Here is a 13,348-nt window from a genome sequence, read left to right as displayed (position 1 = left end):
AGCCGGCATGAGTGGCCTGGACACGCGAAGCAAGAGCACCTACATCGACGGCGCGTGGCGCGACGGGGAGTCCGGCGAGACCTACACCTCGTGGAGCCCCTCGACCGAGAAGCCCGTCGGCACCGCACAGCTGAGTTCCCCGGCGCAGGTGGACGCCGCCGTCGCGAGTGCCCGCGCGGCCTTCGAAGGCCGGGACTGGCGGGGCTACGGCCCGAAGGACCGTGCGGCGGTCGTCACCCGGTTCGCCGATCTGCTCGAGAAGAACACCGAGCCACTGGCCCGGCTGATCGCCGACGAGGTGGGCACCCCGATCGGAGCGGCGCGGGGGATGCAGGTCGGCGGTCCCGTCGAGGCGTTGCGGTGGTACGCCGAGATGGCCGAACGGGGCCCGCGCGGCGGATACGCGCACGCGCTGCCGCTCTACGACAAGCCGGTGCTGTCGACGAGCCTGCTGCGTTACGAACCGGCCGGCGTCCTGGCCGCCCTGCCCGCGTACAACTATCCGATCAACCTATTGGCCTGGAAGCTCGGTGGCGCGCTCGCCAGTGGCTGCACCACGGTCGTGCTGCCGTCGCCGCAGGGCATGCAGACGACCCTGCGGGTCTTCGAACTGCTCGACGAACTCGATCTGCCGCCCGGCGTGGTGAACCTCGTGGTCGGCGGTCCGGACATCGGGCAGCGGCTCACCGGGCACCCGGACGTCGACCTGGTGTCGTTCACCGGATCGGATGCCGTCGGCGGGCAGGTCATGGCGCAGTCGGCACTCGGCTCGCTGTCGAAGGCCGTGCTGGAACTCGGAGGCAAGAGCCCCAACATCATCCTGCCGAGCGCCGACCTGGACGCCACGGTCGCACCGTCGATCCTGCGCTTCGCCCGCAACGCCGGCCAGGGATGCGCCGCGTGGAGCCGGGTGCTGGTGCCGGAGGACCGTCTCGACGAGTTCTGCGCGAAGGCCGACGCGTTCATCAGGACGATCGCCGTCGGCGACCCGCAGGACGACACCACCGTCGTCGGTCCCGTCATCTCGGCGGCCCACCGGGACAAGGTCGAAGGCATGGTGTCCGACGCCGTGGCGGCGGGTGCGACGGTGGCCGCCGGTGGCGGACGTCCCGACCTCGCGACCGGGCACTACCTCAATCCGGCGATCCTCACCGGGGTCGACGTCGACGCGCCGATCGCGCAGACCGAACTGTTCGCCCCGATCGCGATCGCCCTGCCGTACTCCGATGTGGACGATGCGATGCGGATCGCCAACGCCACGTCGTACGGCCTCGCCGCCAACGTCTTCGGCCCGCTGGACGAGGCGATGCCGGTGGCCGAACGTCTGCGCTCGGGCACGGTGACGATCAACGGCGGCGCCGGGATGCGCCCCGACGCACCGTGGGGCGGTCCCGGCCGCAGCGGTGTCGGCCGCGAACTCGGGGAGGACGGTTTCGCCGAGTTCTTCGAGGTCAAACACATCCAGTGGCCGCTTGCGGGCGTCACGCGCCCGCCGGGGACCTGATCGCCCACGCGGCGCCGGCACATCCACTGTGGACCACCTGAGGTAGATCGGAGTTTTCGTCATGCTGCTGAAGAACAGGACCGCACTCATCACCGCGGGCGGCTCGGGCATGGGCCGGGCCGCGGCGGAGGCGTTCGCCGCCGAGGGCGCCCACGTGATCGTCGTGGACGTCGACGAGGGGGCGGCCAAGGAGGTCGTCGGTGCGATCGAGGGGGCGGGCGGCAGCGCCCGCGCCGAGGTGATCGACGTTCGGGACCTGGACGCGCTGAAGTCGCTCGCCGAACGAGTGCAGGCCGACCACGGATCGCTGGACGTGCTGTACAACAACGTCGGCGTCCCCGGCGCCGCGGGCACGGACCTGGCACTCGAGGACTGGGACGCACTCATCGAGATCAACGCCAGGGCGAGCTTCTACCTGACCAACTACCTCACCGACGCGTTGCGCGCCTCCGGCAACGCGTCGGTGATCTTCACCAGCTCCAGTTCGGGGCTGGTCGGCTCGCCGTACAGCCCGCTGTACTCGTTCACCAAGGGCGGCATCATCGCGCTCGTCCGATCGCTGGCGCTCGCCTTCGCGCAGGACGGGGTGCGGGTGAACGCCATCGCGCCCGGATCGGTCGACACCCCGGGACTGCCCGCCTTCTTCCGCACGAACACCGAGGAGGAGCTGGCCGAGCGCAAGAAGGCGTTCTTCGCCCAGATCCCGATGGGCAGGCCGTCGCAGCCGGAGGAGATCGCGCAGGTGGCGCTGTTCCTGGCCAGCGACATGGCCAGTTTCGTGACCGGCGTGACGATCCCCGTCGACGGCGGCATGACGGCCAAGTAGGCCACGGGTTCGAGGAAAGGAGACGTCGTGGAGTTCGGCATCCTGATGGGGGACCAGCCGGTCGGCTCGTCGGCCCGGGAGCACCTGGACCTGGTGCTGCGCAAGGCCGAGGCCGCGCAGCGGGCGGGGTTCACCTATCTCACGATCGGCCAGCACTTTCTCTACGACGGTTTCCGGTGGTTCCAGCCGGTGCCGTTGCTGGCCCGGCTGGCCGCAGAGATCGACGACCACGTCCGCATCGGCACGACCGTCCTCATCGGACCGGTACACCACCCCGTGGTCCTCGGCGAGGAACTGGCCACATTGGACGTGATCACGGGAGGGCGGCTCGTCGTCGGACTCGGCACCGGCTACCTGCCGCAGGAGTACGCCACGATGGGCGTCCCCTTCGCGCAGCGCTACCGGCTGCTGGAGGAGATGATCGAGGTGATGACGGCGATGTGGTCGTCCGACCGCGTGCGTCATCACGGCCGGTTCTGGCAGATCGACGACCTGCCCACGCACGTGCACCCGCTGCAGCAACCGCGGCCGCCGATCTGGCTGGGCGCGATGCGGGAGACGGGCGTGCGGCGGGCCGCCCGCCACGGCGACGTCTGGACGATCACACCGCAGCAGACGCTCGAGCAGGTCGACGCACTGATCCGGACGTACGCCGCCGAACGCACCGAGCGGGGACTGCCACTGAACCCGCTGCCGTTGCGCAGGGAGCTGATGATCGGTGCCGACTTCGACGACGCGGTGGCCCGCTTCGCCGCCGTAGCGCGGGGCAAGTACGAGGCCTACGCCGGGCGCGGGATGACCCTGCTCGACGACGAGGAGGTGCGCAACTTCGGCGACACCGTGCGCGACCACGTGATCCTCGGCAGCGCCGAGGAGTGCCGCAGGCAGATCGCCGACATCGCGGCCGCGCTGCCGGTGGGCCCGCTGCTCGTGCGCCCGCACTGGCCGGGGATGGACGTCGACGAGACGGTGGCCTATCTGGACCACGTCGGCCGCGAGATCGTCGGACCGCTGCGGGAGCTGGAATCGCGTTCGTTCACCGACTTCCTCGAGACCCCGGCCGCCTGACCCCGGCTGTCTGACTCCGGCAGCCTGACCCCGGCTGTCTGACCCTGGCCGCCTGACCCCGGCTGCCGGCCGAGTTCCACCGTCGGGCCGAGTCCCACCGGCCGAGCGAGTCCCACCGGCGGGGTGCCACGTCGGACTCACCCTGCGTGCGCTTCCGGGGCTTCACAGTGACCGGCGTCTGCCGTACATTGACGCCCCTGATGCATACGTAAGCATCGCGCGGCATCGAAATGTGGAGGTAGTGTGCGCGGCGATTCGAGGGATCGGACACCTGCGGTGTCCCGGCGATCGTTCCTGCTCGGTACGAGCGCGGCGCTCGCGGGCGCGGCCGCTGTTCCGGGGGTGGTGCATGCGTCGTCATCGAGGACGGCACGCCTGCGGCCCGGTGGGTCGAGCTGGTTGGCCGATGCCATCCTGTACGAGCTGTATCCGCAGAGTTTCGCCGACACCGACGGCGACGGGATCGGCGACCTCGCCGGCGTGCTGGAGCGCCTCGACTACCTCGACTGGCTCGGTGTCGACACGGTCTGGATGAACCCGATCTTTCCGTCGCCGTTGACCGACGCCGGGTACGACATCTCCGACTACACCGGTGTGCACCCTCGGTACGGGACGGCCGACGACGTGGTGGCCGTCGTCGAGGCGGCGCGGCGGCGCGGCATCCGGATCCTGTTCGACCTCGTCGCCGGGCACAGTTCCGATCAGCATCCGTGGTTCCTGCGGTCGTTGGAGGACGAGACCGACCATCGCTACATCTGGGCGAGCCCGGAACAGCTGCCCGGCGACGGATCGCTCCCGGAGGAGTTCGTCGCCTCGCCGGGTCCGCGCCCCGGCGCGTTCTACATGAACTACTACGAGACCCAGCCCGCCATCAACTACGGCTACGCGCGGAGCAATCCGGACGAGCCGTGGCGCCAGCCCGTCGACGCAGAGGGGCCTCGCCGGAACCGGGAGGCGATGCGCGAGATCATGGACCACTGGCTGTCGATGGGCATCTCCGGCTTCCGGTGCGACATGGCGGCGACGCTCGTCAAGGACGACCCCGGGTGGGTCGAGACGGGCAAGCTGTGGGGCGAGTTCCGCTCGTGGCTCGAGACCCACCATCCCGGCGCGGTCATGGTGTCGGAGTGGGGCGACCCGGCCACGTCGGTGCCCGCCGGATTCCACGGTGACTTCTATCTGCCCGTCAACGGCCCCGGCGACGGTGCGCCGTGGCGTTCGCTGTGGCGCGACGATCCGTACTTCTCGGCGTCCGGCACCGGCACGGCCTCGACGTTCGTGCGCGCCTGGTCCGAGGCGACCGACACCATCGGCGGTGCCGGCGTGACCATGATGCCGATCGCCAACCACGACAGCGCGACCCGCCTCAACGACGGGGTTCGGGCCGCGGAGGAGTTTCCCGCGGCGTGGACGTTCCTGCTCACCTGGCCGTTCGTGCCGACCCTGTACTACGGCGAGGAGATCGGCATGCGGGCGGTGCCGGGGCTGCCCGACGTCGAGGGCAGCCAGGGGCGGCAGAACAACCGCACGCCGATGCAGTGGGACGACGGGCCGAACGCGGGCTTCTCCGACGCACCTGCCGACAAGCTGTACCTGCCCATCGACCCGGATCCCGCACGTCCGACGGTGGCGGCGCAGATCGGCGATCCGGATTCGCTCCTGCATCTCGTGCGCAGGCTGATCCGGTTGCGCAAGCACCATCCCGAACTCGGTGTCGGCAGCGACGTGCGTGTCCTGACCGACGGCTACCCGCTGACCTACGTGCGTGGTGATCGCTTCCTGGTCACGGTCAATCCGTCGCGGGACGCGGTCACCGTCGACGTGCCGGACGAGCGGATCGAGCACGCCCACCGCGTCGAGGGCCGCGGGGTGCGGATCGGGGGCCGCGGGCTCGCGGTCGACGGATTCGGCTACGCGATCCTCGACCTCGGACGCTGACCGCTCACGCACCACGGGAATCCACAGTGGACCCAACGCGCGCTTCTGCGGTTCTCCCGCTGTGCGCGGCGAAGGTCAGGCGCTCGCCTGGGCGATGGCCTTGCGGGCGCCGGCGAGCTCCTTCATCCGGTTCACCCCGAGCCACGCGGTCGGCCTGCCGGCGGGGGAGTGCCAGCGCGCCGCGGGCTTGTCCGGGTCGCTCGTGTCGATCTCGACGTCGTCCGCCGGGTCGTGGTGGCCGACGTACTGTACCTTGCGGCCGAACTGATCCGACCAGAAGTACGGCACCGGGTCGTGCACCGGCAGGTCCTGCTCGCCGGTGGTGTCGTCGCCACCGGCGAGCAGGACCCGAGCGGCGACGGAAGCGGCGGCCCCCGCCTCGTCCCAGTGCTCCACCCGCACCCGGGTGCCGCATCGCGGGGACCACCGCGCCGCGACGTCGCCGACCGCCAGCACGCCGGGCGCCGAGGTGCGCAGGTGTTCGTCGACGTGCACCCCGTTGCCGATCTCGAGGCCGGAACCGGACAGCCATCCGGTCGCGGGGCGGACGCCGACGCCGGTCACGACGACGTCAGCGGGCACGCTCGCTCCGTCGGCCAGCTGCACGCCGCCGGGGTCGATCGAGGCGACCGTGGTGTCGAGACGCAGGTCGACGCCCGACCACCATGGCGTCAGCAGCGCGCCGACCTCGGTGCCCAGCGCGGCCGACAGAGGCGCGGGGCTCGCTTCGAGACACGTCACGTGGCAGCCGGCCGCACCGGCCGCCGTGGCCACCTCGGCGCCGATCCAACTCGCCCCGATGATCACCACCCGCGCGCCCGCGGTGAGCCGCGCACGCAACGCCAGTGCGTCCTCGAGCGTGCGCACGGTCAGCTGCTCGCCGTCGCCGGGCAGGCGGATCGGTTCGGCACCGGTGGCCAGCAGCAACCGGTCGAACGGCTCGTCGCCCTCGTCGGTGTGCACGACGCGGCCGGTGACGTCCAGCCCGGTGGCCGCCACGCCGGTACGCAGGCGCACGCCCAGGGCCTCGGGGTCGAACGGCAGCGGCGCGTCGTCGCGCTCGCCGGCCAACACGGCCTTCGACAGCGGCGGACGGTCGTAGGGCGCGTGCGGTTCCGCGCCGAGGACGACGAGTTCGCCGTCGAACCCTGAGCGGCGCAGCGCCGAGCACGCGCGGGCGGCCGCGAGTCCGGCCCCCGCGACGACGATGCGCATCATCGTCGCGCGCCGAACAGCGGCTCACCACGCCGCTCGCCGGGGGTGAACCGGCAGGGAATCGAGTGGTAGCCCGCGTTCGTGCCCTGGTCGGGATAGGTCACGAGCCCGTCGAGATCGACCTCGTAGTCCGGCATGCGTTCGAGGACCTGGCTGATCATCGCGCGGGCCATCGCACGGCCCAGGTGTGACCCCGCGCAGCGGTGCACGCCCAGTCCGAAGGCCATGTGCCGGTTGGGCCAGCGCGTGATGTCCACCGTGTCGGGGTCGTCGAACTGGTCCGGATCGCGGTTGGCCGAGGCCCAGCTGAGCAGCGCCCGATCGCCGCCGCGCAGGTGCACGCCCTGGAACTCGGCGTCGCGGGTGACGGTCCGGGCGAGTGCCTGCGTCGGGGAGAACACGCGCAGGAACTCCTCCACCGCGACGTCGAGCAGGCTCGGGTCGTCGATGAGCCGTTGCCGCTGGTCGGGGTTCTCGTACAGCCACACCAGCGACTGCGTCACGAGCGAGGCCGTCGTCCCGACCCCGCCGGAGATCAGCAGTTCGAGGATCGAGTAGATCTCGTCGTCGGACATGGGCCTGCCGTCGATCTCGGCGCGGATGAACTCGCTCGTGGCGTCGTCGGTCGGGTTCTGCCGCCGCGCCGCGATGTGTGCGCGGACCGTCTTCTCCACCCACGGCACGGCGACGTCGCGGGCGTGGTTGTACTCCTCCGAGCCCGGTGCCGCCGACACGAGCGTGTGCATCGCGTCGACGTAGCGCTTGTAGTCCGCGGCGTCGAGGCCGAGCCAGTCGACGGTGACGGCGGCGGGCACGCCCGCCACGAACGCGAGGTCGGCCTCGCCGCTTTCGATGATCTCGTCGATGAACCCGGTGACGAACCGCTCGATGACCGGGTCGAGCTTCTTCACGGCGGCCGGTGCGGTGACCTTGTTGACGATCTTGCGGTACCCGCGGAACGTCGGCGGGTCGAGCTCGATCGGGATGTGGAACGCCGTCGGAGCCTTCGGGATGACGATGGCCAGTCCCTCTCCGCCGGACTCGTGGCGCGCCGACGAGAACAGGTCGTCGTCGCGGGAGGCCTCGAAGACGCTGGCGTAGTCGCCCAGTACCCAGTAGCCGCCGTGGGCCTCGGTCCAGGCGACCGGGTTTTCGGCACGGAGCCTGCGGTAGGTGCCGACCGGATCCTCGGCGTGCTGCGGGGAGTGGTGGTCGAACGCGGCGATCGGACGACGAGCCTGCTCGGTCACAGCGCATCCCTCCTTTGGGCTTTTCCTGATAATAGTTATATGGCTGCCCTCGTCAAGGCTCGACGTTTCGACCGTTCTCTGATAATGGTTATATGTGAACACGGTGGGGTGTTCACCAGGATCCACGCGGCGAGCGCGCGGGCCCTGATTCGTTCCCGAAGCAGCGTCGCACGGAGGACAGCCATGAAGGTCCGAGCTGACGAGAACCGGTGTCAGGGGCACGGTCTGTGCAACATGACCGCACCCGACGTCTTCGACCTGTCCGACGAGGACGGGCACGTGGTGATCCGGACACCCGAGGTTCCACCGGAACTCGAGGACGACGCCGCGCGCGGTGCCGAGGCGTGCCCGGAGATCGCGCTGTCGGTGACGGACGAATGAGCGGTATGGCGGGACAGTCAGGTGCGGCCGTTGAGGTGACCGAGCGCGACGGTGCGCTGTGGATCCGGCTCAACCGCCCCGAACGGCGCAACGCCTACGACATCGACATGGCCCGAGCGGTGATCGACGCGCTGGACACGGCGACCCGCCTGCACGCCGTCGTGATCACCGGCTCGGGCGGCAGCTTCTGCGCCGGTGGCGCCCTCGACCAGCTCGACGACCCGGACCCCGACCTCCTGCGGACGCTGTTCCACACCTCGGCCCGGATGCTGCAGGCGGTGCGGGACTGCCCGCGCCCGGTGTTCGCGGCCGTGGACGGCCCCGCGGCGGGCGGGGGCAACGAGCTCGTCGTCGCGTGCGACCTCGCCATCGCCACCCCACGCGCCACGTTCGGGCAGACCGGGCCGCGTGTGGGCTCGGCGCCCGTCCTCGGCGCCACCAACCACATGGCGGTGCAGATCGGCGAGAAGAAGGCCAAGGAACTCACGCTGCTGTGCCGCCGCTACAGCGCGGAGCAGGCCCTGCGGATGGGGCTGATCAACGAGGTCGTCGAGGTCGACAGCGACGGCAATGGGGACGGAGACGGGAACGGAGGCGGGGACCAGACCGCCGCCCTCGAACGCCGGGTCGGCGAGTGGATCGACGAGCTCAAGGCGCTGAGCCCGCTGTACCTGGAGATCAGCAAGGTCAGCTCGAACCTGTGGTGGAACACCGGCCAGGACTCGATGTCCAACGGCCTCGCGATGCTCACGCAGGCCGTCGGCAGCGACGACATGCGGGAGGGTGCGCGGGCGTTCGTCGAGAAGCGCCGCCCGGAGTTTCCGCCCCCCGGCACCGGAACACGGAGGTCGTGATGGCACGGCGGTTCTACACGGAGCTGCACCCGACATTCCCGGACCGCACGCGCTGGGCACTGCCGACGGTGCTGCGGCACTGGGCCGAGTCCACACCGGACCGGATCTTCCTGGACACCCCCGAGGAATCGGCGACCTGGACCTACGCCGAGACCCTCGCCGCCGCCGAACGGATCGGCCGCGCGCTGCTCGCCGCGGGCACAGAGCCGGGGGACCGCGTGGTGATCATGGCGGCGAACTCGTCGCGGTTCGTCCGCACGTGGCTCGGCACCGCGGTGGCCGGACTCGTCGAGGTGCCGATCAACACCGCCTACGAGCACGACTTCCTCGCTCACCAGGTGCGGACGGTCGAGGCGCGAATCGCCGTGATCGACGACGTGCATGCCGAGCGGTTCGCCGCGGTGGCCGACGCCGCCGCCGACATCACGCGCTTCTACGTCATCGACACCGGGTCGCGCGAGCGCGCGCTGGCCACGTTGCGCGGGGCGGGCTGGCGGGCCGAGCCGTGGGAGGCCCTCGAACAGGGCGGCGCGGCGGAGCTGCCCGTGGTCTCACCCGGCGACCTCGCCTCGGTGTTCTTCACGTCGGGCACGACGGGGCCGTCGAAGGGCGTCGCGATGCCGCACGGCCAGATGTACTTCTTCGGTGACGAATGCGTGTCGTTGACGCGCCTGACCGCCGACGACGCGTGGCTGACGGTCACGCCGCTGTTCCACGGCAACGCCCAGTTCATGGCGGTGTATCCGGCACTGGTGGCCGGCGCGCGGGCGATCGTGCGGTCGCGGTTCTCCGCCAGCAACTGGATCGCCCAGATCCGCGAGAGCCGCGCCACGGTCACGAACTTCATCGGCGTGATGATGGACTTCCTGTCCAAACAGCCGCCGCGGCCCGACGACTCCGACAACGTGTTGCGCTGCGTGTTCGCCGCGCCGACCGCGGCGTCGCTGGTCGACGAGTTCCGGCGCCGCTACGGCATCGAGGCCTTCGTCGAGGTGTTCGGCCTGACCGAGACGTCCGCGCCGATCCTGTCGCCCTACGGCGAGGATCGGCCCGCAGGCGCCGCGGGGCTGGCCGCCGACGCGTGGTTCGACGTGCGGCTGGTGGACCCGGACACCGACGAGGAGGTCGAGGACGGCGAGGTCGGCGAACTCGTGGTGCGCCCGCGCGTGCCGTGGATCTGCAGCATGGGCTACTTCAACATGCCGGACCGCACCGTCGAGGCGTGGCGGAACCTGTGGTTCCACACCGGCGACGCACTCAAGCGGGACGCCGACGGCTGGTTCTACTTCGTCGACCGGTTCAAGGACGCGCTGCGCCGCCGCGGGGAAAACATCAGTTCCTACGAGGTGGAGACGGCCTTCCTCAGCCACCCCGCCGTCCTCGAATGCGCGGTGATCGCCGTGCCCGCCGACGCCGAGGCCGGTGAGGACGAGGTCATGGCCTACCTCATCACCGAGGAGCCGGTCAGCGCCGAGGAGATCTGGGACTGGTGCGGCAGCAAGGTGCCTGCCTTCGCCGTGCCGCGGTTCCTGCGGTTCGTCGACGAGCTGCCGAAGACCCCGAGCCAGCGGGTGCAGAAGGCCAAGCTGCGCGAACTCGGCGTCACCCCGGACACCGTCGATCGCGCGGCGCTCGCGGCCCCGGCACGCTGAGCGGGAAGGAGACCACCGATGCATCCCTATCGGTCCGTCCTGTTCGTCCCCGCGCACAAGCCGCAGTGGGTCGACAAGGCGATCGCCAGCGGCGCGGACGCGGTCGTGCTCGACCTCGAGGACTCCGTACCCGCCGACCGCAAGGCCGAGGCGCGGAGCCTGATCGCGGGCACCGTCGCCGACGTGCGCTCAGCCGGCCGCGGCCTGGGCCTGTTCGTGCGCCCCAATGGCCTGGACACCGGCCTCGCCGGCGCCGACCTGGAAGCCGCGGTGTGTCCGGGGCTGACCGGGTTGTTCGTGCCCAAGGTGCGCGACCGCGACGACGTGCTGCGGTGGGACACGCTCATCGACTGGTTCGAGACCCGCAACGCCGCCGCATCGGCAGGCGGCCTCGAGATGATCGTGCCCGTCGAGACGGTCGAGGCGATCCAGAACTGCCGCGCGATCGCGGGCGCCTCACCACGGGTCGGGGCGATGATCGGGCCGACGGCGGAGCACGCCGACATCGCCCGTGCCGTCGGCTACCGCTGGAGCCGCGACGGCACCGAGACCCTGTACCTGCGCAGCCGCATCCTGCTGGCCTGTCGCGAACACGGCCTGCACCCCCTCACCGGCCTGTGGGAGGAGCTGTCCGATCTGGACGGACTGAGGGCGTTCGCGGACTACGGGCTGCAGCTCGGATTCCGCGGTCAGATAGCCATTCATCCGTCCCACGTGGCGACGATCAACGAGGTGTTCTCACCGACCGCGGCCGAGATCGAGTTCCGCGAGGGGCTCGTCGCCGCGTTCGAGGAGGCGGCCGCGCGGGGCGACGGTGCCGTGCGCTACCGCGGCATCCACATCGACAAGGCGCACGCCGACACCGCGCGGGAGTGGCTCGCCCACGCCCGGCGGGTGACCGGCGGCGCGTGACCATCCCCTGTTCGCAAGGAGCCACCATGCCGGGTCTGTACTTCGAGGAACTCGTGGAAGGGGAGGTCTACGACCACCCGTTCACCCGCACGGTGACCGAGATGGACAACGTCCTGTTCACCTCGCTCACCATGAACCCGCAGCCGCTCCACCTGGACGCGGAGTTCGCGAAGACCACCATCCACGGGCATCGCCTCGTCAACAGTCTCTTCACGATGGCGCTGGTCGGCGGGATGATCGTGTACGACCTGACCTACGGCACGACGTTGGGAAACCTCGGCTACGACAAGGTGGAGTTCCCCAACCCGGTGTTCCACGGCGACACCATCCGGGCCAGCAGCACGATCCTGCGCAAGCGCGAGTCGGCGTCCCGTCCGGACGCCGGCATCGTCTGGTTCGAGCACCGGGGGATCAACCAGCGGGACGAGGTCGTCTGCCTGTGCGAGCGCGCCGGCATGATGATGAAACGCCCCGTCGAGGCGTGATGCGTCCACTGCGGACGTTCCACTGCGGACTGTCCACCGGCTGCGGCTGCGTCCGCGGCCGCAGGCTCAGGAGGCCATGATGGGATTCGGTTACGACGAGACGCACGAGGACATCCGCCAGGCGGTGCGGCAGCTGTGCGGCCGCTTCGGCGACGAGTACTGGGCCGCTCGCGACCGGTCGCACGAGTTCCCGTGGGACTTCTACCAGGCCGTCGTCGACGGCGGATGGCTCGGGCTCACGGTGCCCGAGGAGTACGGCGGCGGGGGACTCGGGGTCACCGAGGCGGCGATCGTGGAACAGGAGATCTCCGCGTCCGGGGCGGGCATGAACGGGTGCAGCAGTGTCCACATCGGAATCTTCGGGTTCGAGCCGCTCATCCGGTACGGCAGCGAGGACCTGAAACGGCGGTTCCTGCCGCGGCTGGTGAAGGGTGATCTGCACACCTCGTTCGCGGTCACCGAGCCGGACGCGGGGACCGACACGCTGAACCTGTCCACGGCCGCACGCAAGGTGGACGGCGGTTTTCGGGTGTCCGGCAAGAAGGTGTGGATCACCAAGGCGCAGGAGGCCGAGCGGATGATGCTGCTCTGCCGGACCTCGCCCCGTGCGGAGGGCACGGGCCGCACCCGCGGGCTGACCCTGATGTTCGCCGAGGTCGACCGCGATCACGTGGACGTCAAGCCGATTCCCAAGATGGGCCGCAACGCCGTCGACACGAACGAGTTGTTCATCGACGATCTGTTCGTCGCCGACGAGGACGTCATCGGCGAGGTGGGCGGCGGGTTCGCGGCCATCCTGGCCGGCCTCAACGCCGAGCGGGTGCTGTCGGCGAACGCGGCGATCGGCCTGGGCCGGGCGGCGCTCGCGCGCGCGTGCGCCTACGCGGGGGAGCGCGTGGTGTTCGGCCGCCCCATCGGCAGGAACCAGCTGATCTCCGGTCAGCTCGCCGAGGCGAAGATCAAGCTCGACGCCGCCGACCTGATGTGCAAGCAGGCCGCGTGGATGATCGACCACGACGTCCCGTGCGGCAAGGAGGCCAACGAGGCGAAGTACCTCGCCGCCGAGGCGGGCTTCCACGCGGCCGACGTGGCGATCAGTGTGCACGGCGGATACGGCTTCGCGCAGGAGTACCACGTCGAACGCTACTTCCGGGAGGCACGGCTGATGCGGATCGCCCCGATCAGCCAGGAGATGGTGCTCAACTACGTCGCCGAGCACGTCCTCGGACTCCCACGCAGCTACTGACACTGGCGGCGCACGCG

General features: G+C 70.5%; 12 protein-coding genes. 10 read left to right on the top strand and 2 right to left on the bottom strand.

The window, feature by feature from the left end; genetic code table 11:
• The first annotated feature begins 7 nt into the window (after window positions 1-7).
• The 4 genes from IF64_RS0104405 to IF64_RS0104390 all read left to right on the top strand — a co-directional run bounded on the left by IF64_RS0104405 (window position 8) and on the right by IF64_RS0104390 (window position 5,336).
• On the top strand, window positions 8-1,504 hold the full coding sequence (locus tag IF64_RS0104405) for an aldehyde dehydrogenase family protein (RefSeq protein WP_030530699.1): 1,497 nt from the start codon (window positions 8-10) through the stop codon (window positions 1,502-1,504).
• Between the two features lie 61 nt (window positions 1,505-1,565).
• Window positions 1,566-2,330, top strand: coding sequence for an SDR family NAD(P)-dependent oxidoreductase (locus tag IF64_RS0104400; RefSeq protein ID WP_030530698.1), 765 nt, complete (start codon window positions 1,566-1,568; stop codon window positions 2,328-2,330).
• 27 nt (window positions 2,331-2,357) lie between these two features.
• Entirely contained in the window at window positions 2,358-3,398 is a 1,041-nt protein-coding gene (locus tag IF64_RS0104395) for an LLM class flavin-dependent oxidoreductase (protein ID WP_030530697.1), read from the top strand.
• A 276-nt stretch (window positions 3,399-3,674) separates the two neighbouring features.
• Window positions 3,675-5,336 (top strand): alpha-amylase family glycosyl hydrolase, encoded by a 1,662-nt coding sequence (locus IF64_RS0104390; RefSeq protein ID WP_211252521.1) that lies wholly within the window; start codon window positions 3,675-3,677, stop codon window positions 5,334-5,336.
• Between the two features lie 75 nt (window positions 5,337-5,411).
• Here IF64_RS0104390 and IF64_RS0104385 read toward each other — a convergent pair whose 3' ends face one another.
• Window positions 5,412-6,554, bottom strand: coding sequence for an NAD(P)/FAD-dependent oxidoreductase (locus IF64_RS0104385; protein ID WP_036875780.1), 1,143 nt, complete (start codon window positions 6,552-6,554; stop codon window positions 5,412-5,414).
• Window positions 6,551-7,801 (bottom strand): cytochrome P450, encoded by a 1,251-nt coding sequence (locus IF64_RS0104380; RefSeq protein WP_030530694.1) that lies wholly within the window; start codon window positions 7,799-7,801, stop codon window positions 6,551-6,553. Before IF64_RS0104380 ends, IF64_RS0104385 begins: the two co-directional genes overlap by 4 nt.
• Window positions 7,802-7,984: 183 nt before the next feature.
• On the opposite strand from IF64_RS0104380, the gene IF64_RS0104375 reads away from it, so the two are divergent.
• The 6 genes from IF64_RS0104375 to IF64_RS0104350 all read left to right on the top strand — a co-directional run bounded on the left by IF64_RS0104375 (window position 7,985) and on the right by IF64_RS0104350 (window position 13,331).
• A complete protein-coding gene (locus IF64_RS0104375; protein ID WP_030530693.1) occupies window positions 7,985-8,182 on the top strand; it encodes a ferredoxin in 198 nt (65 codons plus the stop codon).
• Between the two features lie 35 nt (window positions 8,183-8,217).
• Window positions 8,218-9,036, top strand: a complete 819-nt coding sequence (locus IF64_RS0104370) for an enoyl-CoA hydratase/isomerase family protein (RefSeq protein ID WP_246134723.1) — start codon at window positions 8,218-8,220, stop codon at window positions 9,034-9,036.
• Window positions 9,036-10,688, top strand: a complete 1,653-nt coding sequence (locus IF64_RS0104365; protein WP_030530691.1) for an AMP-binding protein — start codon at window positions 9,036-9,038, stop codon at window positions 10,686-10,688. Before IF64_RS0104370 ends, IF64_RS0104365 begins: the two co-directional genes overlap by 1 nt.
• Window positions 10,689-10,706: 18 nt before the next feature.
• Complete coding sequence (locus IF64_RS0104360) at window positions 10,707-11,600, top strand: HpcH/HpaI aldolase/citrate lyase family protein (protein ID WP_030530690.1); 894 nt, start codon at window positions 10,707-10,709, stop codon at window positions 11,598-11,600.
• A gap of 26 nt (window positions 11,601-11,626) precedes the next feature.
• Window positions 11,627-12,085 (top strand): MaoC family dehydratase, encoded by a 459-nt coding sequence (locus IF64_RS0104355; RefSeq protein WP_030530689.1) that lies wholly within the window; start codon window positions 11,627-11,629, stop codon window positions 12,083-12,085.
• Window positions 12,086-12,161: 76 nt separating this feature from the next.
• On the top strand, window positions 12,162-13,331 hold the full coding sequence (locus IF64_RS0104350) for an acyl-CoA dehydrogenase family protein (RefSeq protein ID WP_246134722.1): 1,170 nt from the start codon (window positions 12,162-12,164) through the stop codon (window positions 13,329-13,331).
• The last annotated feature ends 17 nt before the right edge of the window (window positions 13,332-13,348 follow it).

The sequence above is a fragment of the Prauserella rugosa genome (genome assembly GCF_000719975.1).
GTDB lineage: Bacteria > Actinomycetota > Actinomycetes > Mycobacteriales > Pseudonocardiaceae > Prauserella > Prauserella rugosa.
This window is presented reverse-complemented; position numbering and strand designations above follow the sequence as displayed.